The sequence below is a fragment of the Vannielia sp. genome (assembly GCF_029212645.1).
Classification (GTDB): Bacteria; Pseudomonadota; Alphaproteobacteria; order Rhodobacterales; family Rhodobacteraceae; genus Vannielia.
On the sequence record NZ_JARGND010000008.1, the window covers coordinates 1 to 25,289 of the forward strand.

The 25,289-nt window shown below is 56.1% G+C and carries 19 protein-coding genes and 2 pseudogenes; 8 read left to right on the top strand and 13 right to left on the bottom strand.

Annotated elements, in window-relative coordinates:
- Window positions 1–219 (bottom strand): hypothetical protein (locus P1U55_RS04115; RefSeq protein ID WP_301046239.1); only part of this gene is annotated, 219 nt, incomplete at its 3' end.
- 56 nt (window positions 220–275) lie between these two features.
- On the opposite strand from P1U55_RS04115, the gene mgrA reads away from it, so the two are divergent.
- Window positions 276–1,313 (top strand): L-glyceraldehyde 3-phosphate reductase, encoded by a 1,038-nt coding sequence (gene mgrA / locus P1U55_RS04120; protein ID WP_301046240.1) that lies wholly within the window; start codon window positions 276–278, stop codon window positions 1,311–1,313.
- Window positions 1,314–1,325: 12 nt separating this feature from the next.
- Here the strand turns inward: mgrA and P1U55_RS04125 are convergent, their stop codons facing one another.
- The gene (locus P1U55_RS04125; RefSeq protein ID WP_301046241.1) at window positions 1,326–3,659 is read right to left on the bottom strand and encodes a Tex family protein; all 2,334 of its coding nucleotides are present in this window, start codon (window positions 3,657–3,659) and stop codon (window positions 1,326–1,328) included.
- 96 nt (window positions 3,660–3,755) lie between these two features.
- Window positions 3,756–7,169: a bifunctional proline dehydrogenase/L-glutamate gamma-semialdehyde dehydrogenase PutA gene (putA, locus tag P1U55_RS04130; RefSeq protein WP_301046242.1), complete on the bottom strand. Its 3,414-nt coding sequence runs from the start codon at window positions 7,167–7,169 to the stop codon at window positions 3,756–3,758.
- Window positions 7,170–7,292: 123 nt separating this feature from the next.
- On the opposite strand from putA, the gene P1U55_RS04135 reads away from it, so the two are divergent.
- A complete protein-coding gene (locus P1U55_RS04135; protein WP_301046243.1) occupies window positions 7,293–7,754 on the top strand; it encodes an Lrp/AsnC ligand binding domain-containing protein in 462 nt (153 codons plus the stop codon).
- A 90-nt stretch (window positions 7,755–7,844) separates the two neighbouring features.
- On the opposite strand, the pseudogene P1U55_RS04140 reads toward P1U55_RS04135, so the two are convergent.
- A pseudogene (locus P1U55_RS04140) lies at window positions 7,845–8,153 on the bottom strand (TniQ family protein); the annotation flags it as partial.
- A 421-nt stretch (window positions 8,154–8,574) separates the two neighbouring features.
- On the bottom strand, window positions 8,575–8,928 hold the full coding sequence (locus tag P1U55_RS04145; RefSeq protein ID WP_301046244.1) for a hypothetical protein: 354 nt from the start codon (window positions 8,926–8,928) through the stop codon (window positions 8,575–8,577).
- 84 nt (window positions 8,929–9,012) lie between these two features.
- Here P1U55_RS04145 and P1U55_RS04150 point away from each other — a divergent pair, with 84 nt between their 5' ends.
- From P1U55_RS04150 to P1U55_RS04175, 6 genes and pseudogenes are all read left to right on the top strand, one after another.
- Entirely contained in the window at window positions 9,013–9,708 is a 696-nt protein-coding gene (locus P1U55_RS04150; protein ID WP_301046245.1) for a hypothetical protein, read from the top strand.
- Window positions 9,709–9,991: 283 nt separating this feature from the next.
- Complete coding sequence (locus P1U55_RS04155; RefSeq protein ID WP_301046246.1) at window positions 9,992–11,488, top strand: hypothetical protein; 1,497 nt, start codon at window positions 9,992–9,994, stop codon at window positions 11,486–11,488.
- 120 nt (window positions 11,489–11,608) lie between these two features.
- The gene (locus tag P1U55_RS04160) at window positions 11,609–12,025 is read left to right on the top strand and encodes a hypothetical protein (RefSeq protein WP_301046247.1); all 417 of its coding nucleotides are present in this window, start codon (window positions 11,609–11,611) and stop codon (window positions 12,023–12,025) included.
- A gap of 838 nt (window positions 12,026–12,863) precedes the next feature.
- Complete coding sequence (locus P1U55_RS04165; RefSeq protein WP_301046248.1) at window positions 12,864–16,277, top strand: TM0106 family RecB-like putative nuclease; 3,414 nt, start codon at window positions 12,864–12,866, stop codon at window positions 16,275–16,277.
- A gap of 192 nt (window positions 16,278–16,469) precedes the next feature.
- Window positions 16,470–16,595, top strand: a pseudogene (locus tag P1U55_RS04170) (integrase core domain-containing protein); the annotation flags it as partial.
- Between the two features lie 163 nt (window positions 16,596–16,758).
- Entirely contained in the window at window positions 16,759–18,678 is a 1,920-nt protein-coding gene (locus P1U55_RS04175) for a DUF3883 domain-containing protein (RefSeq protein WP_301046249.1), read from the top strand.
- On the opposite strand, the gene P1U55_RS04180 is transcribed toward P1U55_RS04175, so the two are convergent.
- The 8 genes from P1U55_RS04180 to P1U55_RS04210 form a co-directional block, all read right to left on the bottom strand.
- Window positions 18,671–19,012, bottom strand: a complete 342-nt coding sequence (locus P1U55_RS04180; protein WP_301046250.1) for a hypothetical protein — start codon at window positions 19,010–19,012, stop codon at window positions 18,671–18,673. The two genes, P1U55_RS04175 and P1U55_RS04180, sit on opposite strands and share 8 nt — an antisense overlap.
- A gap of 354 nt (window positions 19,013–19,366) precedes the next feature.
- Window positions 19,367–19,603, bottom strand: a complete 237-nt coding sequence (locus tag P1U55_RS04185) for a hypothetical protein (protein ID WP_301046251.1) — start codon at window positions 19,601–19,603, stop codon at window positions 19,367–19,369.
- 49 nt (window positions 19,604–19,652) lie between these two features.
- A complete protein-coding gene (locus P1U55_RS04190; RefSeq protein WP_301046252.1) occupies window positions 19,653–20,663 on the bottom strand; it encodes a hypothetical protein in 1,011 nt (336 codons plus the stop codon).
- Window positions 20,664–20,671: 8 nt separating this feature from the next.
- A complete protein-coding gene (locus P1U55_RS15850; protein WP_366943014.1) occupies window positions 20,672–21,436 on the bottom strand; it encodes a TniQ family protein in 765 nt (254 codons plus the stop codon).
- Window positions 21,429–22,397: an ATP-binding protein gene (locus tag P1U55_RS04195; protein WP_301046253.1), complete on the bottom strand. Its 969-nt coding sequence runs from the start codon at window positions 22,395–22,397 to the stop codon at window positions 21,429–21,431. The genes P1U55_RS15850 and P1U55_RS04195 overlap by 8 nt, the downstream gene beginning before the upstream one ends.
- Window positions 22,378–24,288, bottom strand: coding sequence for a DDE-type integrase/transposase/recombinase (locus P1U55_RS04200; protein WP_301046254.1), 1,911 nt, complete (start codon window positions 24,286–24,288; stop codon window positions 22,378–22,380). Before P1U55_RS04200 ends, P1U55_RS04195 begins: the two co-directional genes overlap by 20 nt.
- Window positions 24,285–24,536 (bottom strand): hypothetical protein, encoded by a 252-nt coding sequence (locus P1U55_RS04205; RefSeq protein WP_301046255.1) that lies wholly within the window; start codon window positions 24,534–24,536, stop codon window positions 24,285–24,287. Before P1U55_RS04205 ends, P1U55_RS04200 begins: the two co-directional genes overlap by 4 nt.
- Entirely contained in the window at window positions 24,536–25,228 is a 693-nt protein-coding gene (locus tag P1U55_RS04210; protein ID WP_301046256.1) for a TnsA endonuclease N-terminal domain-containing protein, read from the bottom strand. Before P1U55_RS04210 ends, P1U55_RS04205 begins: the two co-directional genes overlap by 1 nt.
- Between the last annotated feature and the right edge of the window lie 61 nt (window positions 25,229–25,289).

A 25,289-nucleotide genomic window follows, 5' to 3' on the forward strand; every position in this document is an offset into this window, starting at 1 on the left:
GCGACCTTCTCGTCGCACGAAATTCCCGCTCAGGGGAACTAGGGCAAAGCTGCTCGACCCGTTACGCACTCCTCCTCCCCGCGTGACCCGTCGGCAGCTTTGTTTCCTGTTGCGCACCAGGTTTTTCGTATGGCCGATGGGTATATACGGCCAAATCGACGCACCGCTGTTCAAAATACCCACCACGAGGGTAAGCTGCGCCACATTCTGATCCGCCATCTGTTACCGCGTCCGCGCGCAGCCATTGGCGGCAAGCATAGGGGGAGCCCAAATCCATGACTTACACAGCAGCCGAAGACCGTTACGAGCGCATGGCCTACCGGCATTGCGGGGCCTCTGGCCTGAAACTTCCGGCGGTTTCGCTGGGGCTATGGCACAACTTTGGCGATGACACGCCGCATGAAATCAAGCGCGACATCTGCAAAACGGCCTTTGATCACGGCATCACCCACTTTGATCTGGCCAATAACTACGGGCCGCGCCCCGGTGCGGCCGAGCAGGCCTTTGGTGAGATTTTGCGGACCGATTTTGCCGCGTACCGCGATGAACTGGTGATATCCTCCAAGGCTGGCTACCGCATGTGGCCCGGCCCTTATGGCGAGATGGGCAGCCGCAAATACCTGATAAGTTCCTGCGATGCTTCGCTGAAACGGCTTGGGCTGGATTACGTTGATATCTTCTATTCCCACCGGTTTGACCCTGACACGCCGCTTGAGGAAACCATGGGCGCGCTGGACCATATCGTGCGCTCCGGGCGGGCGCATTATGTTGGGATTTCGTCCTATAATTCTCAGCGAACCCGCGAGGCGGCGGCGATCCTCAAGGAGCTTGGCACGCCCTGCCTGATCCACCAGCCGAGTTACAACATGTTCAACCGCTGGGTTGAAACCGATGGTTTGAAGGACACGCTGCAAGAGCTGGGCATTGGCTCCATCGTTTTCACGCCGCTGGCGCAGGGTCTGCTGACGAACAAGTACCTTAAGGGTATTCCCGAGGGCAGCCGCGCGACACAAGGCAAATCCTTGCGCGATGATATGCTCTCGGATCGGGTGATCGCGAACATACGTAAGCTGGCGGAAATCGCAGACGCTCGGGGCCAGACGCTGGCGCAGATGGCCATTGCCTGGGTGCTGCGCGGCGGTGGGATTACGTCGGCACTGATGGGGGCCTCAAAGCCAAGCCAAGTGGTGGACTGCGCGGGAGCGATCAACAACCTGGAGTTTACGGCTGATGAACTGGCCGCGATCGACCGCTACGCAACCGACGAGCACATCAACCTCTGGGCAAAATCCTCGGAAACTGATGAAAGCTGACGCCTGACGCCCCTAGCCCTTGTCGCGCATGGCGGCGGCAAGGGCGGCGCCGAGCGCATTGTTCCCTGAGTCCGCCTTTTGTGGCTGCGTTTTGGCTCCGCCCTTGGGGCCACCGCCGCGAGAGTGCGATTTGGGGCGCTCGCCCTGTGCCTTGCGTTGTCCGGCATCGCGGGATTCGGCGCTGCCGTCTTTCTTCATGGAAAGGCCAATGCGCTTGCGGGGCACATCAATTTCCATCACCCGCACCTTCACCACATCGCCCGCTTTCACAATGTCATGCGGGTCTTTCACGAAGCGGTCGGCGATTTGGCTGATGTGCACCAAGCCGTCCTGGTGCACGCCGATATCAACGAAAGCGCCAAAGGCGGCGACGTTGGTAACCGTGCCCTCCAGCATCATTCCGGGGCGCAGATCGGTTATTTCCTCAACCCCATCGGCAAAGCTGGCCGTCACAAAGGAAGGGCGCGGATCACGGGCGGGTTTTTCAAGCTCGGCAAGGATGTCACGCACGGTGGGCAGGCCGAAGGACTCGGTGACGAACTGCTCGGCACGCACCCCCTTCAGGGCGGCCCCATCGCCCATGAGCGCGCGAATGTCGCGCCCGCAGGCGGCGACGATCTGGCGGGCCACGCCGTAAGCCTCGGGATGAACAGATGAAGCATCAAGCGGCTCTTTGCCATCGCGGATGCGCAGGAAACCCGCGCATTGCTCAAAGGCCACTGGCCCCAGCCCGGAGACCTTTTTGATCGCGGCGCGGCTGTCGAACGCACCATTGGAATCGCGGTGTTCAACGATGGATTGCGCGAGGGAGGGGCCAAGGCCGGCGACATGAGCCAGCAGCGGGGCGGAGGCGGTGTTGAGATCGACGCCGACAGCGTTCACCGCGTCTTCGACCACAGCTTCAAGCGTGGTGGCAAGGCGGCGCTGGTCAACATCGTGCTGGTATTGCCCGACACCAATGCTTTGCGGTTCGATCTTCACCAGTTCGGCGAGCGGGTCTTGCAGCCGCCGCGCGATGGAGATGGCACCGCGCAAAGACACATCAAGCCCCGGAAATTCCTTGGCCGCCAGTTCTGAGGCCGAATAGACCGAGGCCCCGGCCTCGGAGACAACAACCTTGGTGGGGCGCTTTGCCGTGGCTGGCAGGTGCTTCAGCACATCGCCCACCAAGCGCTCGGTCTCACGGCTGGCGGTGCCATTGCCGATGGCCACAAGATCAACCCCGTGGCGGGTGATCAACTCTATCAGTTTGGCCTCGGAGCCGCGCAGATCATTCCGGGGCTGGAACGGGTAGATCGTGGCGGTATCAAGCAGCTTGCCGGTGGCGTCGATGACGGCAGCCTTCACCCCGGTGCGGATGCCCGGATCAAGGCCCAATGTGGGGCGGTTGCCTGCCGGAGCGGCGAGGAGCAAATCCTTGAGGTTACGAGCAAAAACCGTGATCGCCTCTTCGTGGGAACGGCGGCGCAGCTCACCCATGAGATCGAGGTACATGGTGAGAGACAGCTTGATCCGCCACGTCCATGCGGCTGCGGCTTTGAGCCAAGCGTCGCCCTTGCCTTCGCGCAGATTGCCTATTTCAGCCGCAACCATCGCGGCGGCCCGCGCTGCGCCCTCCTCTGGCTCGGGGGCGATATTGAGCGAAACGATCTCTTCCTTTTGCGCCCGCAAGAGCGCCAGCGCCCGGTGCGCCGGGATGGCGGACCACTTCTCGGAGTGGTCAAAATAGTCGGAAAACTTGGCCCCGGCCTGCTCTTTGCCCTCGATGACCTTGGCGGTGATCAAAGCCTCGCGCTGCATGAACTCGCGCAGCCGCCCGATCAGCCCGGCACTTTCGGCCAGACCCTCGGCCAGAATATCACGCGCGCCGTTTAGCGCGTCTTTCACCGTGGGCACGGCCTCGCCCAGATACTCCGTTGCCATCGCCTCGGGGTCGGCATTGCGATTGGCGAGGATGGCTTTTAGCAGCGGCTCCAGCCCGTTTTCGCGGGCGATCATCGCCTTGGTGCGCCGCTTTGGTTTGTAGGGCAGGTAAATGTCTTCGAGGGTGGCCTTGGTTTCGGCGGTGGTGATCGCCTTTTCAAGCTCCGGGGTCAGCTTGTCTTGATCGCGGATCGAATTGAGGATCGCCTCGCGCCGCGATTCCAGTTCGCGCAGGTATGACAGCCTGTCAGAAAGGGTGCGAAGCTGGGTGTCATCAAGGCCGCCGGTCACTTCCTTGCGGTAGCGAGCCACGAAGGGCACGGTCGCGCCACCGTCCAACAGGTCCACTGCGGCTGTCACCTGCGCGGGGCTGGCGGCGATGTCGGTGGCGATGGTGCGGGCGATGCGGGCGCTGGTGCTCAAGGGGGCCTCCTCAGGGATGTTGGAGACCTGTGATAGCCGCCCCCCGCCGAACCGCCAAGCGGGTTTTGCCGGGCGGGCGCGTTTGGGCGGATGACTTCAGGAGTCGGTTCCCGCCAGCAGGCTGGTGTTGCCGCCCGCTGCGGTTACGTCAACGCAGAGGTGGCGCTCGTGCAGCACATGCGCGGCGTCGGGCATGGTGGTGACGAGCGGCAGGATTGGCCCATCGCGGCGAGCCAAGGCGCGGGCATAGGCGCGCCCTTCATCATCGCCACCCCACCAGAGCGCTGCGCCGAAGGGTGGCAGGTGTTCCAGCGCCTCGGGAGCAAGCGCGCCTGCCGCGATGGCCTGCCCGCCAAGTGCGGTGACGGCCTGCATCTGGGCAGCAACATCGGGTCCGAGGCAGAGCAGCGGCGGGCGGCTGAGTGTGGTGAGGCGATTGAGCTCGCCGGTTGGGCCGGGCAGATCGATGCGAGAAGTAACGACGGGCGGTTTGGCTTGGGTGAGGGCCATGCGCACGGCGGCTTCGTCAACCGATTGGGTGGCGCTCGCTGGGGAGCCCGCCCGGGGCTTGGAGAAACGGGTGATATAGTGCGGGCCGCCTGCTTTTGGGCCGGTGCCGGAAAGGCCTTCGCCGCCAAAGGGTTGCGAGCCGACGATCGCGCCGATCTGGTTGCGATTGGCGTAAATATTGCCTGCTTCCACCTCTTCAGCGATGCGCTGCACCCGGTCATCAATGCGGCTGTGAAGGCCAAAAGTGAGCCCGTAGCCGGTTGCGTTTACGGCGGCAATTACCTCACCGAGCGCCTCGGCTTTGAAGGTTGCAACATGCAGCACAGGGCCAAAAACCTCTTGCTCCAGGTCAGCGATCCCCGCGATCTTGATCAGGACGGGCGGCACGAAATACCCTTCCCTGGGGGCCGCGACCTGATGCAGCACACGCCCCTCGGCCGCAGCGGTGGCCACATGGGCGCTTATCCCGCTTTGCGCCTGGGCCGTGATGACCGGGCCAACATCGGTGGCGATTTGCCATGGGTCGCCCAAGGCCAGCTCGTCCATTGCGCCCTTGAGCATGCGGATCACCCCATCGGCCACGTCTTCCTGCACATAAAGGCAACGCAGAGCAGAGCAGCGTTGCCCTGCCGATTGGAAGGCGGAGGCCACGATGTCGCGCACCGCCTGTTCGGGCAGCGCCGTGCTGTCGACGATCATCGCATTCAGCCCGCCGGTTTCGGCGATGAGCGGCGTACCGGGCGCGAGGTGTTGGGCCATCTCGGCCTGGATCGTCCGCGCGGTGGCGGTGGACCCGGTGAAGGCGACGCCGTTCACCTTGGGGTCGCCGGTGAGGGCAGCGCCGATCTGGCCCCCCTCGCCCGGCAGAAGCTGAAGTGCTGTGGCAGGCACCCCGGCAGCGAGCAGGTGGCGCACCGCCCAATCGGCAATGGCCGGGGTTGTCTCAGCCGGTTTGGCCAGCACCCCATTGCCCGCCGCCGAGGCTGCCGCGATTTGCCCGGTGAAGATTGCCAAAGGAAAGTTCCACGGCGAGATACAGGTGAAGATGCCGCGTGGTTCGAGCGCTGTCCGCTCGGCTTCGTCGGCGTAGTAACGCAGGAAATCAACGGCCTCGCGCAGTTCGGCCACGGCATCGGCGAGCGTTTTTCCGGCCTCGGTGGCGAGCAGCGCGAAGAGACGCCCGTAGTCAGCCTCGTAACGATCAGCAGCGCGGCGCAGCGTGTTGGCGCGATCGCCCACCGGGGCTGACCATGGACGCGCGGCTTCAAGCGCGGTTTTGACATCGGCGGCGCTGGATGCGGCGACTTCCCCGATCAGCGCTCCGGTCGCAGGGTTGTGCACTTTTTCCACCGTTGAGCCCGTGACCACCCCAGCGAGCACTGGGCCGACGCGCCATTGCTCAGGCGGCACCCGCGCCTCAGCGATGCGCCGCAGCATAGTGACATCCTGCAAATCAAAGCCTTGGGAATTTTTACGCCCCGCATAGAGCTTTGGCCCAGTGCGTAATTGTGAAGGCCCTGCGGATTCCAGCGCTGCAAATGGGCAAGCGGCGACCACTTCTGGGGGCACGGACTCATCGACGATCTGATTGACGAAAGACGAGTTTGCGCCGTTTTCAAGCAGCCGGCGCACTAGGTACGCCAGCAAATCGCGGTGAGCGCCAACGGGCGCGTAGATGCGGCAGCGGGTGCCGTGGGCCGCCTTGATCATATCGTGCAGCGCCTCGCCCATGCCGTGCAGGCGCTGGAACTCATAAGCACCGCACGGGACGGATTTCGCCATGTGCAGAACGGCGGCGACGGTGTGGGCATTATGAGTGGCAAATTGCGGATAGATCCAATCGGTCATTGCAAGCAATCGGCGGGCCAGCGCGATGTAGCTGACATCGCTGGCGGGTTTGCGGGTGAACACCGGAAAATCAACCAGCCCTTCGACTTGGGCGCGCTTGATTTCACTGTCCCAGTAAGCGCCCTTCACGAGCCGCAGCATGATGCGTTGGCCGCGACGTTTGGCCAGAGTTTGAATGCCGTCAATCACCTCGCCCGCGCGCCGTCCGTAGGCCTGCACAACCACGCCAAAGCCATCCCACCCGGCGAGAGAGGGATCATCGAGCGCGGCCTCCATTACGGCGAGCGAGAGGCCCAGGCGATCCGCCTCTTCGGCGTCAACGTTGAGCCCCATTCCGGCCTCTGCGGCGCGGCGGCATAACCGGGAGAGCACAGGCACCAGCTCGGCCATGACACGCTCGGTCTTGGCGACTTCATAGCGCGGGTGAAGGGCTGATAACTTTACCGAAATGCCGGGGTTTTCGGCCACATCGGCGCTGTTGCATCCGCTGGCAATTGCACCGATGGCGGCCTCGTAGCTGGCGGCGTAGCGCGCGGCATCTGGCGCTGTCATCGCGGCCTCACCAAGCATATCGTAGCTATAGGTGAAGCCCTCGGTTTCCTTGTTCCTTGCGGCCCGCTCCATGGCCTCCTGAATAGTTTGGCCAAGCACAAACTGGCGACCCATCTCGCGCATCGAGCGGCTGACGGCGGTGCGGATCACTGGCTCGCCCAGCCGCCGCACCAGCCTTTTGAGCGTGCCCGCGACGCCGGTGGCTTCTGGCGCCAGGACCTTGCCGGTGAGCAAAAGGCCCCAAGTAGAGGCATTCACGAGGGGAGAGGCGGAATGGCCAAGGTGGGCGGACCAGTTGGAGGGGGCGATTTTGTCCTCGATCAGTGCGTCCATCGTGGTGGCGTCAGGCACTCGCAGCAGCGCCTCGGCAAGGCACATCAGCGCAACGCCCTCTTCTGTAGAAAGGCCGTATTCACCCAGGAACACATCCATCAAGCTTGGCCGGGCCTCGGTGCGGATACGGCGCACGAGGTCGGCAGCTGTCGCCACGATTTGTGACCGGTCATCGCCCGTAAGCGCTGCCTCGGCCTGCAACGCAGCCAGCAGTTCTGCCTCATCGCGCCGCTTTCCGGCATCCCATTTTGGATCAAGGTTGATCATTTGGCGCGCTCCTGCCTGCCCTTTTGTCAGATTACCCCGGGTGCCTTAGGCCTTTCTCCTGTGCTTGCGTTCGTGCTAGGCGTTAATCCCAAGATAGGCACCAATTATGGGCGTAATCACTTGATGGAACTTGACCGTATAGATCACGCGATTCTTGCCACACTGGCAACGGATGGGCGGGTTTCCATGGTAGATCTGGGGCGGCGCGTTGGACTTTCAAAAACCCCGGTGACGGCGCGGGTGAAACGGCTTGAGACCCTTGGTGTCATCACCGGTTACACTGCGCATTTTTCGGCCGCCAAGCTGGGCCTTGATCATGTTGCCTTTATGGAGGTGCGGCTCACCGATACCCGTGAAGCTGCGTTGCAAGCCTTTAACGCCGCCATCCGCAACATTCCGGAGGTGGAAGAGTGCCATATGATCGCGGGTGGGTTTGACTACTTGGTGAAGGTTCGCACGCGGGACATTTCGGACTATCGGCGCGTGCTGTCTGAGAGCATCTCGCAGTTGCCTCATATTGCCTCCACCTCCACCTTCGTCAGCATGGAGAGCGTACGCGACCGGGGGGCTGCGCCCGTCACCTGAGAAGCCGTTTAACCTTCAGGCCTAACTAAATGAGGCCAGAGCCTAAGGTGGTCGTAGGTCAGGCAGATGAACGACCGGCTGATCCAAGATCTAGTCGCGATGCCTCCGAAGCAGAGCTGCAAAATCCCTGGCGTCCTTGGAAAATTTCGCGGCCGGAAAACTCACGAGCATGCAGCCATGTTCCGGGCAACCCCTTATAGGCGAGAATTTCCACTGAAGGCAGCGCGGAACACGCCAAGACTCCTCCGCTGACAGCTTCTCGTTCCGAAGGCACTCCGGACAGACACGGATGCGAGTGCGATGAAAGCTCTCTAGAGACGCGAATTGCTCCCGCAGACGAAAATGGCCCCTGCCGAGATGACTGAGGGGCACCCGCGCCAATGCAGCTTCATCGCACCCCGCAAGCTGGGCAAATTACTCTATGGTGGCCTTTTCACCACGAAAGAGCGGATTGACCGAAAACGGAGTGTCGCCGCAGAATCTCTGCAAGGAGTTGGCGCAGTTCGTGGGCGCAAGTCGCGACAGCAGGGAGGATGCCGGTTTAAACGCGCCATGCGGGACCGTTAGCGGCAACAATAAAAAGTTCGTTCCAGGAATAGCAGGTAGGCTTTTAGGAAACCGAAGCTTCCAAGATCAGACAAAGGTTGAATTGGCTTGATCTTACGATCAGCCGCTCAACTGAGCAACGCTACTCTGTTTTCTTGAAGTTCTGCCGACTGGGTCAGCTAAGTGACACAAAAGTCGATTTAGCTTGGAATCTAACAAAAGTTGTCGAATGCCGCGCATTTCCGACTCTTGGCGGCAAATTTTCTGAATCTTGTCAGTGGGCCATGCCAAGCAATTCCGACCCAAATGCCAAGCATTTCCGACCCAACCGGACCTTCGGCAGCACGGCGTGAGAAGGTTCGCTATTTACAGGGAAGCGAGCGTGGTTCCCGAGCGGTCTGCGATCACGTCTTCTAACGCTTCCGGCCCACTCCTGCCGTTCATCAAAGACGCCTTTGCTGCGGTGCAGCCTCACCAGACCAGCCCTTCGTCCACAGCGCAGCATTTTCGGACGGTTGAAGTTGGCAGTACCGACCAAGCCGCCGATAGAACTTTCGTGGCTTTGCTCATTCTGTTCGCCAAAAAGGTGCTGGACGCATTGGGAGCGAAACGAATAGAAGCTCTTCATTAGTAATAAACACATTCCGCAACCAGACTTGGGCAATGATATTTGAGCGAGAATAACTTTAGTCCTGAGCAAGAAGTCCGATTGATGGACTTTGTCGGACAAGACAAAGTCAGGGAATGCATTTGCAGTATCGTCTCGAAGCGCGAAAGACTGCGAGAACTCCGTTTCGCGGGGCGCGAGGTTTCCACCCGAGAAAACCTCGAAGAAGAGTTTAGCGGACTTCTCCGCGAAATCGACGATCTGGTCGGCGAAGTGCAAAGCACTATGGAGCAGGATAATCTTGACTTGTGGGCAGGGCAAAAAAACTTCCCAGCCGTTCATGATGATAGCTGGTCATTGGGAGCAGAAGAAATGTGCGGGCCACTCATACCCTTCCTGCGGGGAAACCTTGAGCCTGTGCAACGTGTCGCCGTTGCTCCCGACCTACCCAAAAACGTTTTCGCCCTCTTCCTGACTATCCCTGGCCTAAAGGAATTTCTTAAAAGGGAAATCCACGGACACTGGGGGTATCACTATCACTACCTTGATGCAAAGGAGCGTCGGTCAGACACGCTTCTGACCTTCAACCGACAGCTCAAAATACTACCAAGCGGCCAGCAGGTTAAGGTCGTCACTTGGGAAAGGCATAGCGAGAAGAGCCACTTCGCAGCGCACGCGGCGACTTGGGGTGCCAAGAAAAGAAAAAGCGTCCACGACGCCTGTGTTGGCGACAGCGTCAAACGAAACCTGAACGACTTCAAGAAGCCAGCCAAAGAGGCAGAAGCGCTTTGGCCTGTCTGACATTGCCAAAACCATGCAATGGCCAGAACGGCCCATTGCGATGTTTGAGAGGTCCTAAGGTTGCCAGGAATATAGCGGTTAACTCTTACCAAGAGAATGACGACCGGCAGTCTGTTTCAACATTGAATACACAACATATGGTTGCCGACCTGCCGTTCGCGGTGCAGAATAAGATTGACGACCCATTGAGCGCGGCTTGGGCGAATGCGTGAAAATAGTTCCAGCCAGCCCAAGTTGGCTTGTCCTTTGGGCAAGACGCATCTTTGTACAAGAGTTACGATTTATGAAAAAGATTGATTTACACATTCACACGAAATCCAGCGGCCAAGATCGGGATTTTTCGTTTAGCAAGGAAGTTCTGCAAAAATATGTGAGTGAAGCCGATCTGAGCTGCATAGCTGTAACAAATCACAACCTTTTTGCCAGGAATCAATTCGAAGAAATCAAATCCGCCTTGGAAATACTCGTTCTTCCAGGAATTGAGATTGATGTTGAAAAGTGTCACATGCTCGTCTTGGCGGACGGTCGAGATTTGGATGATTTTTCTCAAAGATGTGAGGAGGTTGAACGAAGGTGGCAAGCGAGTGGGGTACCTCTAGAGTATGCAGGTTTCAATGAAATTTTCGGAGATCTCCGAAAGTACATCCTTATACCTCACTATTTGAAAGAGCCAAAAATTAGCGTTGAGTCCCTGGAAAAATTTGAGGGGCACATCCACTGCGGTGAAGTCAGCAGCCCTAAGAAATTTATCGCGTGCCGCAATGACCCCGAGATGCTCACGCCAGTTTTTTTTAGTGACTGTCGGGTAAGTGATGACCTGACTATCCTGCCAACCAAACATACGTATGTCGATTGTGAAGACTTATCATTCGGTACTCTGCGGCACGTTTTGAAAGATAGGGACAAAGTATCTATCTCCAGGGAGGGAGGAAGTAGCCATTTTCAGATTTTCCCCGATGGGCAAAAGCTCTCAACTGGACTCAATGTAATATTAGGCGATCGATCGTCCGGAAAATCTCATACCCTTCAAAAGATCTGTGATTGGTTCGGTGCGGAAAACACAAGGTACATCCGCCAGTTTGACTTAGTCTCACGAAATGAGGCGGAGGACGAGAAGAATTTCAAAGATTTCCTGAGTGAGAAAACCAGTCTGTTTGCGCGAGATTATCTGGCTGACCTGCAGGATGCTGTAACGCACATGCTTGATATCGACCTTCAAGCAGATATGCTCACTATGGAGCAATACATTTCATCGTTGCTCAATTATGCACGCGAGACGAGTCGGCATGATGCTTTTTCAAAGGCCAATATATACAATGAAGAGCCGTTTTTACGGAAAGACTTAAAAGGTCTACAAAGCCTCATTTCGTCAACTAAACAGCTTGTGAGCAATGTGGAGTATAGAGTTGTTATTGATAAGCATGTAGATCTGGATGCGCTCAAAGCTTTGTACGTGGAGCTCATGAGAATTTACTGCGATCATCAGGAGTTAAACGTCAAAAAGGATTGGGTGAACACTGCAGTTCATGACATCAAAGAAAAACTTCAACGAAAGTCATCAGCACCCAGTGTGGCCGACGTCGATCTCCTCCAGATTGCAAAGAACACAAGGGCAGTTGAAAGGTTTGAAACCCTGGTAAAGGCTGCGCGGAAACCCAAGACTGCACTTCGGAAGAAGAAGGGAAGTTTCGAAATTGTTGCACAAGTAGGACCATTCAAGGGGAGCGGAGAGCTAAAAAACCTATCAAGATCGAGTAGAGCCTTCAGCGCCGCGTTTTAAAAGTATGACAAGCCGTATGAATACCTTCAAGAGCTCCGGAAAATTGGAGCTCCAGTCGAAGCTTCCGATTTTAGCAAGTATCTGACTAAGGTCGAATACAAAATCCTCAATAAGGATGGAATGGAAGCATCAGGAGGAGAGCGATCGGAGTTTTTCTTACTTGACAGGATCCAAGGCGCAAGCTCTGCAGACGTACTTCTCATCGATGAACCAGAATCGTCCTTTGATAACCACTTCCTGAAGGAGGAAGTGAATGAAATAATCAAGGAGATATCGAGAAGGATGCCGGTGGTTGTTGTCACTCACAATAACACAGTCGGCGTTTCAATTCGGCCAGATTTCATTCTTTACACGCAAAAAGAGGTTTCAAATTCGGAGATTAAATGGCGAATTTTTTCCGGCTCACCAACAATTAAAAGGTTGGTGTCCATGGACGGATTGGAAATTCCGACGAGAGACGTACTCCTTGGGAACTTGGAGGCTGGAGTTATGACCTATGAGGAGCGGAGCGCGGCTTATGAAGATCTTAAGGATTGATGGGGGATGCGGATATTTTTTGGCGAACTCCTCAAGTGAATGGCGAAAAATAGACGAAATTGACAAAGGCGAGTTGTTACATCTTCTTAACCGATTTCTGGAAGAAGATGTTGAGATGGACGCTCCTGACGGAGTTAATCTTCAGAATGAGGTTCATAAGATTGTTTATTCACACATTTTTCAAAAACTATCGGCGCTGACAGAAAGTAAATCCTCTTTCAAGGATGATAGCGAAAGGCTCTATTTCGATGAAATAAACAAGTACTCGTCAGTATGATGGGAGGCTAAATTTCGTCATGGTATTCTGAGGTAAACAAGAGCCTCTTGGGTAAATTGTCGCACTCCCAAAACGTTACATACTTAATCGAAGCTGCATTGGACTTTGAATTTCATTTTCAATGCCAATTGTTTCGCCCTCGGTCGTTTTGGCTTGGATAAATGTCCGCTTTGGACGTGGACAGGGTTGCGTTCGCCCTTGCAGCGAACGGCAACTCTCCGCCCATTCTGCGGAACGACACGACCGGCCCGTTGCGGACATTGGCCAGAGAAGCGAGATGTTGCGGTCGCAACCCGCATTCCCGACATCCGCTGCAACCGCGAAAATTGATGCAAGTCGAACTTACAGTCTGTGGAGAGGCCGTGTGTACAGGCCGAGACTACTAGCGTGGTTTACGACAGCCCTCCCCGATAGTTGCGCAGAAAAATCAACGGGAGAAACTAATTACGCTATTATTTCTCTTTTTATCCATGATGGGCGACATCAGGTAGAGCAAAAGGCTTGCATGAACAATTGGTTGAATGGCAACGTAGATCAATCCAATTTGATATGGCGCTTTTTATGAAGATAATTAATGACACCATACAACTCAGCGCCACAGACCTTGTTGGTCATCTCAATTGCGGCCACCTAACAGCACTTGATGTGCAGGTTGCGACGGGTGCGATAAAGAGGCCTGAGAACTACGATCCTCTGCTCGAGATCCTCCGTGAAAGAGGCCAAAGGCATGAAGACGCATATATTCAACATCTTCGAGATGCGGGTCATCAACTGACCAAAATCGAAGGCGTTGATATCACTGACTCTACTGTTGATGCGACCCTCGAAGCCATGCGCAATGGTTCAGAAATTATTATTCAAGCGGCACTCCGACATGGACGATGGAGTGGCCGAGCGGATGTTCTACGGCGAGTGGAGGGCCCGAGTGATGTGGGGGATTTTTCCTATGAGATCATCGACACCAAACTGGCACGAGAAACAAAAGGCCGCACAGTCCTTCAGCTTTGCCTTTATGCTGATCTTCTCGCCAATGCGCAGGGGCGTCCGCCTGAAAAGGTTTTTGTCGTCGCGCCGTGGTCTGACTATCAGCCGCAGGAGTTTCGGTTTGCGGACTATGCTGCGCATTTCAGGCGTGTGAAGGCGGCTGCAGAAAATGCTCTGGAGTTGCCAGAAGACCAAATCGAATATCCTGACCCAAAAAGTCACTGCGATGTGTGTCGATGGGAACAGCAGTGTGACAACAGGCGACGTGCCGATGATCATCTCTGCTTGGTGGCGGGCATATCAAAAAACCAAATCTCCGAGCTCCAAGCCAATGGCTTCGGTACGGCAAAGACGTTGGCAGACATGCCAAGCCCAGTGCCTTTCCAACCTCAACGAGGTGCACCGGCATCATTTGAGAGAGTGCGTGCGCAAGCTGCAATCCAGGTGTTTGCGCGAGAGACAGGTGAGCGGAAGTTTGAGTTTTTGGATGTAGTTTCCGAATTCGGGTTTGCTGCACTGCCCAAACCCTCGACTGGAGACGTCTTCTTTGACATTGAAAGTGATCAGTTTGTTGGCGAGCAAGGGTTAGAATATCTGCTCGGCTACAGCTACTTTGATGATGCCGGTGCTGAGCAATACGAACAAGATTGGGCATTTGATCGCGTGAGCGAGAAAGCTTGCTTTGAACGCTTTGTTGATTTTGTGACAGCGCGGCGCGCGGATCACCCAGACATGCACATCTATCACTTTGGCGGCTATGAAGCCGGGGCTCTGAAACGTCTAATGGGACGCTACGCAACGCGTGAAGATGAAGTGGATAATCTTCTCCGAGGCAAGGTTCTGGTCGATATTTTGACAGTCACAAAACACGCTATTCGTGCCAGCGTTGAAAGCTATTCACTTAAGAAACTTGAGCCATTCTGTGGATATGAACGCAAGGTTTCATTGCGAGATGCCAACATGGCACTGACGAGAGTGACCGCAGGCTTAGAGCTCGACGACATTCCATCCATTGAAGTGGACACAAAGGCGGTCGTCGCGGCTTACAATGCTGATGATTGCTTTGCGACGAAGAGCCTGCGTGATTGGCTCGAAGACTTAAGAGTAACAAGAGTGGCAGAGGGCACAGAAATCCCGCGTCCTGAGCCTGGGCAAGATGGCCCAAGCGAAGAGCTTAGCGAACAGCAACAGCGCGTTCTGGCTCTGATTGAACAGCTTACCAATGACATCCCCGTTGATCCTGAAGAGCGCTCATCAGAACAACAAGCGCGCTGGATATTGGCTTATGTTCTTGATTGGCATCGCCGTGAAAACAAAGCTGTGTGGTGGGAAAAATTCCGACTTCAAGCATTGAGCGGTATCGAACTTCTGGAAGAAAAGGCGGGCATTGGTCGCCTGCAATTGATCGATGTTGTTGAGACATCCAAAACCGGAATTCCCACACATCGCTATAAATTTGACGCGCAGGATACAGACGTCAGAGGCGGCGAAGGCCTGCATAATGTTGGTGGCGATAAAGTTGGTACAGCTGTGGCTGTATCGTCAGAAAATCAAACAGTCGATATCAAGAAGTCAAAAGCGACTGCCGCTGTTCATCCCGAAGCCGTTTTCGCGCACAAGTTCATCGATCCTAAGGAACAAGCGGCCTCGCTGTTTCGCCTGGGTGAATACGTCGCCGAAAACGGCATCGAAGGTGATGGCCTTTATAAAAGCGCGCGCGAATTATTGCTTCGCGCACCGATGGATATTGGTGGCCAACCCTTCCAAGCAGATGGTGAAGGAACCCTTGATGCGGCATTGCGTGTCGCAAGGGAAATGAATGGCGGTGTGCTACCCATTCAGGGACCTCCAGGGACAGGAAAATCTTTCACTGGCGCTCAGATGGTCTGCGAGCTTGTGCGGCAAGGTAAGAAGGTTAGGATAACGGCAAACAGCCACAAAGTGATCCGCAACCTGATTGATAAAGTGATTGAAGCTGCGCCAACAATGGGCGTCGATCTGACCTGCATTCAAAAGCCCGAGCAGGGTAATCAGGAGGCCGACGGACCGAACCTCATCTTCGCAAAAATCAATGATGATGTTTTAGGCAAGCTTGCTAACGGTGAAGCCCAGGTCGCTGGTGCAACCCACTTCTTCTGGGCAAGAGAAGATGCTTTTGAAGCCGTTGATGTGCTTGTTGTTGATGAAGCTGGTCAGATGTCTCTTGCTAATGTTTTGGCCGTTTCCCAAGCGGCACAAACTGTGATCATGCTAGGTGATCCACAGCAACTCGAACAGCCAACGCAAGGGACGCATCCAGATGGAACAGGCGTTTCAGCACTGGATCACTTGCTTGGGGGTCGTCAAACAATCGAGCCGAGCCAAGGCCTTTTCCTTGGAACGACCTATCGCCTACACCCAGAGATTTGCGCGTTTAATTCCGAACTTTTCTACGAAAGCAAACTGCATGCAGTTGAAGGGTGCGAGCAGCAACTCGTTGAAACGGAGAGCGCTGCATCGGGTGCTGGAATGCGCTTCTTACCGGTAGCACATAGCGGCAACACCAGCTCGTCCATTGAAGAGGCCGACATAGTCAAATCCTTGGTGGAAGATATTTTAAACCAAGGCGCAGCATGGACGGATCGGGATGGGGTGACCAAGCCGGTCACACTTGAGGATATTCTGATCATTGCGCCATACAACGCGCAAGTGATTGAAATTCAGAAGTGTCTGCCGACTGCACGTGTTGGAACCGTTGATAAATTCCAAGGTCAGGAAGCACCAATTGCGATCTATTCGATGACAACTTCAAGTCATGCGGAGGCGCCAAGAGGCATGGAATTTCTTTACAGCGGTAATCGCTTCAACGTGGCGATTTCTCGGGCTCAGTGTTTGGCCATTTTGGTCGCGTCGCCTCAGGTTTTTGAGGCTGACTGTCAGACACCGCACCAAATGCAGTTGATCAATGCATTTTGCCGATATCTTGAGGTGTGTGAGAATATCGAGGCTTGAAGCTTTCACAAACTGCAACAACGCGTTGGCATCAGACCAAAGTATGCAGCAGCCCATTTACGCATGCTTCCCGCCATGAATTTAGAACGATACGACCTGCCCATTGAGCATGCCGTGCAACGTTTAAGTTTTCCAAGGCAATTGAGACTTTCCACATTTGCAGGCAATGGCTTTCTCACCGGGAACATCAACATCTTCGAAACCATCGACGAGGTGCAGCAGATTGCCACTGAGTGGCTCTGGTCTTACAACCATGAACGCCCCAACACGGGCAACGGCGGGATGCCCCCCGCCCAGAAACTGAGAATGGCCGCGTAAATTCTACGACCAAGCCCCCGCAAAAATGGGGGGATTACCCCCCCAATATGCCTCTCCGAAAGCCTATGATTGACAGCACGGTGGGTTTGCCGGAAGTTTCGCCACACGGCGCTGTCACATTTGGGCAAAAGCGTTTGTTTCGGTGGCAGGAAAGGGCAGATCCATGGCTGATATCGCAATCGATACGATCCAGACAGAATTATTCGACGAGGCCATCGCATCGCCGCAACTGCTTGCCGATGTCGCTCAGTTGGAAGGTTATATTTCCGAAACCTATTCAAATCGCTCTTTCGTCGAGTTGCTCCAGAACGCCGACGATGCCGGGGCAAAACGGTTTCACGTTAGGCTTCTGGAGGACGGTATTGTTTGCGCCAACGATGGTCGTTTATTCACCGAGGCCGACCTCCGCAGTATTTGCCGATCCGGATCGTCAACCAAGACTCGCGGTCAAACGATCGGCTATCGAGGAATCGGGTTCAAATCGGTCGCCGCCCTGTCCGAGCGGGTTCAGATCCGCAGCGGCGCCATAGCGGTAATCTTTGATCGGGACCGTACGTCGCGGCTAACCGGGCTGGATCGCGAAAAAGTTCCGTTGATTCGGATTCCGCACCACGCAACTCCGGCTGACGTGGTCAAATCGCTGGATATCGCCCTTGATGGCATGCAGACGATCTTTGTTTTCGAGAGGATCGACATGCAGCGTGCTCTCGGCGATCTGCAATCCATTGGTGATGATTGTCTTCTATTCCTGCGCAATATCGAGGACGTGACGCTGGACATACTTGGTCAGAAACGTTCATTTCGCTGCCGACGCTTGACCCGGAACGGGGTACATACACTCGAGATCGACACTCAGGGTGAAACCCGCCAGTGGGAAGTCTACCCGGGGAGTGGCGTCGAATTCGCTTTCTCCAAATCTGGCAGGCAATGCGTGCCGTTACGCAATGAGGAAGCACTGGTTCATGCCTTCCTGCCGTCGACTGAGATCACGGGTCTCGGCATCCGGGTCAACGGCGATTTCAGCACTGATCCGTCGCGCACGCGGATCGTGCTCGACGACAGGACGCTGCGTCTCATCGACGAGGCGGCGGCGAAGGCGCTCGAAATGATGCAACGAGGCCTCACTGGCGATGCCCATAAGGATCTAATGTCCTGTCTTGCGTTGAACGTAGACGCCGCTGCCATCGCCTTTATGAAACCATGCTTTGGCACCGAACTCATCAAGGCGTTGCGAGCACGTGCCGACGGATGCTTCGACCAAGTGGCTCTGCGTCCGACCTGGCTGAATGCAACTGATTTCCGGAAGACTGCCGAAGCGGCGGGACTCGAGGTGCTGCCGAAACAGATCACCGACGAGGAGGACGAGGCCCTCCACCAGACGATGAAGATGCTTGGGGCAAAGCCCGCGGACGATAACCGCCTGATCGAGGTTCTTGACCCGGTCCGACTATCTGAACAAGGTCGTAAAGACGTCATCGACCACGCACGCAAGCTGCAAAGCCTCGGTGCGCCTCAGGCAGATAAACTCTTGTCCCTAAAGGGGTTCGCCGCAAGTGAGGACGGGCATGCCGTGTCTTTGCGAGAGGCTATCCGGTCGGAGAACCGCGCGCGCCCAGCGGCGGAGTTCCAGTCCGACCCGTTAGTTTTTGCCCAAGTCGACGACGTTCTTTTCCATCCGGCCTGGCAGAGCGAAGCACGGCGCGAGAACACGATCTCGGTTTCGCGCTGGCGAAAGGGCGAGAACGTAGTCGCCGAAATATTCCGAAGCCAAGGGTACGAAGTCGAGGATTGCAGTCGGCAGAACCTTGGCTATGATCTGCTGGCTAAAAATCAAGAAGGCGATTATTTCATAGAGGTCAAGACCATCAATCGCGCGGGCGAGCCGTTCATCATGACCTCGAATGAAGAGGCCGTGGCACGTGAAAAAGGTAACCGTTACCTTGTCGCGCTGCAGCGCGAGCTGAATGACTGCGTCGAACTTGCGGTCATACGCGACCCCGCAAACAGTCTCCAGCTCGATCGGCAATGGGTCTGGGAATGTTCGACCTACGACTACAGGCCGCGTAGGTTTCCGACTAAGTGATTTTCGGGATTATCTTCAGCTCAACCGGAAAAGCTTTCGCGTAGACCGTCTCGGAAAGAGTTTCGATGCCAAAAAAGTTATCTGCCTCCAAATAAGCCGAAACGGATCCGCAAAGCTGGCGGTTTGCATTGTAGCAATTGATATTGATCTCGACATCAGCCGAAATGGAACTTCCGCCCGCTGCGGTGATTTCAGCCATAACGCTGACCTTATACTCGCCTTCCGAATCCGGCTCATCATCAACGGTCACCATCAAACCACCGATTTCTATTCCAGCTCTCTCTTCGAGCATTTCGAAGCGTTGCACGCAGTGAGTGACTTCCTTGAAGGGCATTATCGGATCTCCAGATACACTTGAAAAAATAGTACCCTGAGTTAACTTAGTACAGCGGCAATTTAGCTTATGGTACCAAATTAAACAGATACTCGCCGGGGCCTCGACGGCCGCTTTATCGGAAACGGACTTACAGCTCGCAGGCGCGGCGAACTTCTGCTTTCCGCCGCTTTTGTGCCAGCGCCTGGTCCGAAGCTCGAAGGCGGTGGACGGGCTGGGAGCGGTCAACGACTGTTCACTTCATGGACCGCATTTTTGGGCCGAGGTTACATATCTACCGCTGTGCCCGACCGAGAGATCCGTTTTCCTCGCCATTCGGGCGTATGTAGAGAACACCGAAACGGCCTCTCGCCACTACTCCCAACCTTCATCCAAGAAGCGTTTCATATCGAAATCTGGATCTCGTGACCCCATGCGTTCAACCTGCTCCTGAAGCGAACGCACACGATTGCGCAGGTCTTCGTTAGCCTTCAAACGGTCGAGTTCGCGAAGCAACACCGTCCTTAGGTGGTCATTGTACACATCAGAAGACACATCCACCTCGGCCATCCGCGACAGCAGGGACTTCAAGCGCTCGACTTCATCATCCATTACTGATGCTCCTTGCGACAACCTCATACTCCGCAACTTGCGATCGCTCTTAGGCGCGAACGTGTCGGCCACGGCAGGTGACTGTCGGAACCCCTTCCCTATCCAGCCGCCGTGCCAAATGTATCGGAGCAACCCGCGCCGACATGGCAAGCTGTCCAAGCGTGAGGAAACGCGTCTCAAATTCCAGAATGCTGGATTGGGTTATCAGAGAATGAAGATGATTGGTATCTGCGTTGAGGCGTTTCGCGTGACCAAGGTAGCCCGCATCTCGAAGCGCCCGGATGGCGCCGACCCCAATTTTCAGGTAGGCTGCGGCTTCTAGCGGCGTGAGGTCTCGCGTGGCGTTCGGCGTATCGCGCGCACCAACGTCCACATCTTGCGGCACATGGATCGCCTGAAGTCCTATCGCGTCTGCCCCCCGGACAAAACCGCCGACCTTGCCCTCCTGCCAGAGAGTGATCAGACGAACCAGTCCGATGCGCTGATGTCGGCAATGGTCGCGAAGCGGAAGGAAGGCCCCGGCATCGGGCAGTTCAGGCAAGGTAGCCGCTTCTGCCAAAAGCCGGTCCACATCCTCAGCGAGGACATAGCGCAGCGCGGTTCCAAACCGGATCGAGCGCAATATCCCTTTTTCAATCAGCCCCTTCACCTGCGTCGGGTGCACATTCAACGCTATTGCCGTGGATTTGAGATTTCGCAACCCGTTCCAGAATTCGATCGCTCTGGATAGCTGCTCAGGCGTTGTTTCCGTCAGCGCTGCGGACGGTGCCTCAGAGAGATTATCGACGTGACGGATCAGTCGTTTAAGAAACCCCACACTGAGTCCCGACTGTTCACGTGCGGTTTCAAACGACATGCGTTTAACGGCTGGCACCGGCCTGCCCAACACGCGTTTCTTAGGTTTCATCGTGTAGTTCCGGACTGCAAACGCATGGATGCTATCGACGATGGACTGGACCTCCGCTTCACCATGCGCGGCTCTTAGCCAGACATAAAATGCCCCCAGATCTGTCGAGAAATAAGAACGCCGAGCGCCGGATCTGGATTTCAGCCCTTCCATGCAAGCCGTCAGCCCGTCCGGCCCATCGGAGAGAAGCGTAGCCCCTCGACGCAGAGCTCACGTTCAAGATCCGGATCGACATTCGCAGGACTTGGAAGGGATGATCCGCAGATAGCGCCACCAAGGCTCAAGCAAGCGCCGTGCAGTTGACTGAGCTCCAGCTCGCCTAGCCAATCCGCCTGCGGACCATGGTTGATCCTCCTCCTCACGTAAGCCTCGAATACGGTAGGAGCATATATCGGGCTCGCATCTGCAGCCTTTTTCACAACGTCGCTGTACCGGGAGATCTGGGCGACGACGTCGTAGGTTTCGTGCGAAGTTGCAGCACGAGGGAGCTCAACAAGAGGCGCCTTGTGATGCTCGCAGCCGTGCAAACACATGACGCTCCATTCCAGAAGCTGGTGTGCACCATGACGCCCCTCCCCTTCTAGCGCCTCTTCGATACATGCCGGACATACCCGTGTTGCAGTGCGTCGAAAGACGCCGGTACTGCTGCGGGCTTGCCCGACTCGGTAGCGTCCGATCCCGATTTTTTCAGGGTTCCATCGTGTCAAATTCGCTCGATCGAGCCCAGCAACATCGGCAAGCCCGGACAACTGGTCTGGATATACCGAGCGGAGGAACGGCCATCTCAGCCCCAAATCCGAGCATAGGTTCCGGGGAGAGATCGCGTTTCTCGCCGCGATCCGCGAAACGATGCTTGCAGGGGTCTCACCCGCAAAGGGCGTAACGGTCAACCCGAGTTGTCGTTCGTACATTTCAACGTCACGCATCTTCGCCCCCGTCGCCAAAGCACTGCCTCGGGTTAATCCGGATGAAATCCTCAGCAAGAAACGGGTTGAGTCCCGGCATGGCCGCAGTCCGCATGAAGTAGACCTCCGCGAAATGGCGCTTGGAAAGCTCTGCTCCCAAGCCGTCAGCGCGAAGCGCGCGCGTCAGCGCTTCGACGGTGAGCTGCGCCAAAAGTCCAAATTCGTAGTCTGCCGCGTGCATCAGCCGCGACGCGAATTCAGTTGTTCTCACATCTTCATCGCACTGCACCTTTGCCCTGTCACAGTAGCGCGCTACGAGGCCTAAGACCTGATCCTGCCCCGCGTACGGCGAAAGGCGCTCAATTTCGATCGGATACACACGGCGAGCCAGCTGGTCATCCTGATTGATGATCGTTTTGAGGCCGGGCATTCCGGTGAGTAACAGGCCGACCGGCCACTGACTGTTCTCCATCAGGGATTTAAGCGTGTTGACGATTACCTGCCGCTCCTTGTCGGTTTGGTGCTGGGCCAAATCCTGCGCCTCATCCATGTGCATGAAGAGAGTTTTCCGCAACTTGAACTGCTGCTTTACGAGGCCCCAGATAACAGCCGCTGACCGATCGCGAACGAGCGGGTACCCTGCCGCATGGAGGGCCGCCGTCGCAACAAACTTCATCGTGGCCGGCGAAGGCACTTTGAACCCAACCATCTCGTTGATCCCATCTGGATCATCACACACCAATCGATTGTGGTAGCGACGCCTTAGCTCCAGGACCGCCGTTGTTTTACCGGCCCCTGAGCGCCCAACGAGGACGATGCCCCTGAGGTCGGAGACTATGCCCTCTTCGAGATCTGCGCGCCGTTGTTCGAGTAGTTGGTCAAAATAAGTATCAAGACGTTCGTAGGCCAGCGTCGGGACATAGGCGGACCGTATGTCTTGAATGATCTGGCGGACTTCAGGGTTATTCTTGTTCATCTTCATCGCTGAATCTCCATTCAGGTTGGGGGTCGACAGTAAGAGGGGTTTGGGTTGAGGCATCGCTGACGTAAGGCGCACCCTCGCTGGCTGGTGCCTTGGACGCTGTAATGTCGGAAATAGTGCCTGTGAGGCTTGCCGTTCCTATGGACGGATGCACCTCGACCACTTCGTCTGGAACAGCGCCGAAACTCAGGCCGAAGAAGCTCTCGTGCTCCGCCCGTCGAATATCTTTCGCGCAAACGGTCAGAGGGCCGATCTGACGCCATGCGCGTTGGTGATCGTCGATCTGTTTAATACGCTCGAGTGCCGCATCGACGATCTCGATATGGAGGCGTGCCGCGGCCTTTTTTGATCGGCGCAGATCCCGGATAGTCGCTTCCCACACAGAAAGAGAGACACCGCGCGCATTCTGTAGGCCTGCAGGAATCGTATGCCATGCATCGTCAAACCAGGCAGACAGACATCCCATATCCTCAGGGTCTATGCGTAGATCGATCTGTTGCGCACCGCGACGCTGGAAAAAGGCTGCAAGATTGCGACTGGTGTAGGCAATGCCGCAGACCAGTACGCCGTGCCGACCAAGCTGACGTTTCAGAGGAATACCAAGGAAATGGCGCAGGACATGGGCTGATTTGGCAGGGCTATATCCGTAAAGCCCTATCAACCGGTCCCAAGTATCTGCGGGCGTAGCATACTCTAAACCGCGATGCGGGCGGTGATGGTAAGCGTCGACGACGAAGCGGACCATGAGTTCCACAATGCTGTCAGCAGTATGTACCACATACTGATCAGCTGGATAGTCGCCGCGCTCTTGCGGGTTGCCAAACGTTCGACCCGTCAGAAAAGGCATGAGCATCGTGCCCAAAGTTCGGAAGACGCGCTCGATGCGCGACCGCAACTTCGGCACGCCTGCTGGCAGGACTTCATATCCGATCCCGAGGTCCGATAGGGTGGCTTTGAAGTCTGGGTTGACGAAGGAAGACCCGTTATCCACGACCACGTTGAAGATGTGACCGTGCTGACTCCAGGCCTTCTTGCACCCGAGCTGTCTTGAAATCTCGCTCTTGTTTCGCATGGCCAACCACAGGGTTGCCAATGCCGTCTCGACATTGGGCGCCTTTGCGACCTTGATTGCCAGGATCACACGTGTTGCAGCATCGATAGCTACGCACATCCAGAAGCGCCCGGTTCGAAGTTCGTCAAACTTAGGATCGCTCACATCGATACCCGCGTCTTCCAAGAACGTGAGGAGATCGATCTGCCACTCGTCCATTTCGATTCGCTGCATCGGAGCTTCGATTTCGAGCCCCTGACCATAGGGCCCGAACTTGTTCTTTGCTTTTGCGACCCCCTCACGCGCTGCACAGGTTTCGAACTGGTGCAACTCCGCTATGCGACGGTAAACGGTTCTCTTGGACACCTCACGCTCTGGAAGCTGATCATTCAGCGCGAGCGACTTGTTCAACTCGCGAATTTCCCGTTTTGCCTCATCCGCGACGCGAGGAACGTAGACTCGGTTTGGGTGTAAAAATGTCTTGATCGCCGTCTGCAGGATATTCTCGACTTGAGACGAGACCCGCTTGGCGTTGGCGCCGTTGAATCGGCTTCTTTTTACGAAACACATGGGATCATGTGTTTTCTGCCACTCCCGCACCCAGGCCATAAGGGCTGTCCGGCCCGGATGCTTCATGGCGAGGAGCTTTCCAAGCTCTGACCCATCCTGGCCAAGGCGTATCTGCTCCAGAATCTTAGCCTCGACGCGCTTGCCCAACTCAGGGAGAAATGCGACGCAGGGGTCGTTGGAACGGCTTACTTCACCATCTGCTTCCGCGTCGAGAAAGCACTCAACGTAAAGCTGCTTGCGGAAAATCTGAGCCTTCTCGGCGGCGCTCATCCGGCTGACGAGCGCGCTGCCAGCCAAGGCTCGACGAGCAGCATGGCATTAGAAAAATACCCGTATTCAACGGACGCCTTGCTCTCATCAATCATGCGTTTGACATCAGCGTGGCTGAAACAGAGGAGTTCCGAGCTGCCGTCCAAGGGACGCAGCTCCAACGTGCTATCCGAGACGGCGCTGACGACATGTACTGTGCCACCTGCGATCACTGCATCCGATTTGCTGACGCGAAGTCTTACTGCCATCACCGGGCCTCCGGCATCGACAGCATGCTGGCTTCAGTCACCGGAAGTGAAAGGTCCGTCAGGACGATCCCATCGAAGATCGCCTTGAAGCCTGAACGGAAGGCCCGCCCCTGCAGGCCGGCCGCGGCCACGACCTGCCCGAGTGACGTTTCACAGTTCATGCCTCGAAGTATTTGCTGAACTGCCGCGTCTGCTTCTGCATCCTCGCCCTGCCGGAACATGTGAAGCAATTCTGCATTGCGCACTTCCGCCGCAGAGAAGCTACTGTCCGTGACAAGTAGCGCATCGTCCGCGAACTGCTTGGGGGTCTGCGTCTTGATCAACGCGAACTCTCGGTCGAACCCATTTCGCTCGACCAACCCATCTGGTTTGACGGCGATCGCTATCCTTTTCCCATCTTCCAACGTGACTAGAAAATCGAAGGTATGAAACGTGGGTTTCCCTCCCTCGTTTCGATAGGTGATCTGCGGCGGCTGATCCCAGATATTGACGACGGCGATCTGCGACAGCAGCACCAAGAGGCACTTTCGCTCAAGGTCGCTTTCAAAGATGAGCTGCCGCCAGGCCGCACTGGCACGTAGTTGTGCGATCACGAACCCGCGTCCGCTCGCCCGCGATCGTGCCGGAAACATCCGCGTCGCGCGGGTTCGCTCCGGCGGGACATAAGGTCCCCCGAAATCATCATCATACATTGGCTTTTTTGCCCTGCACCGAAGGCATGCCTCTCGGTGCAACGGGTTCCTCTTTCATTGA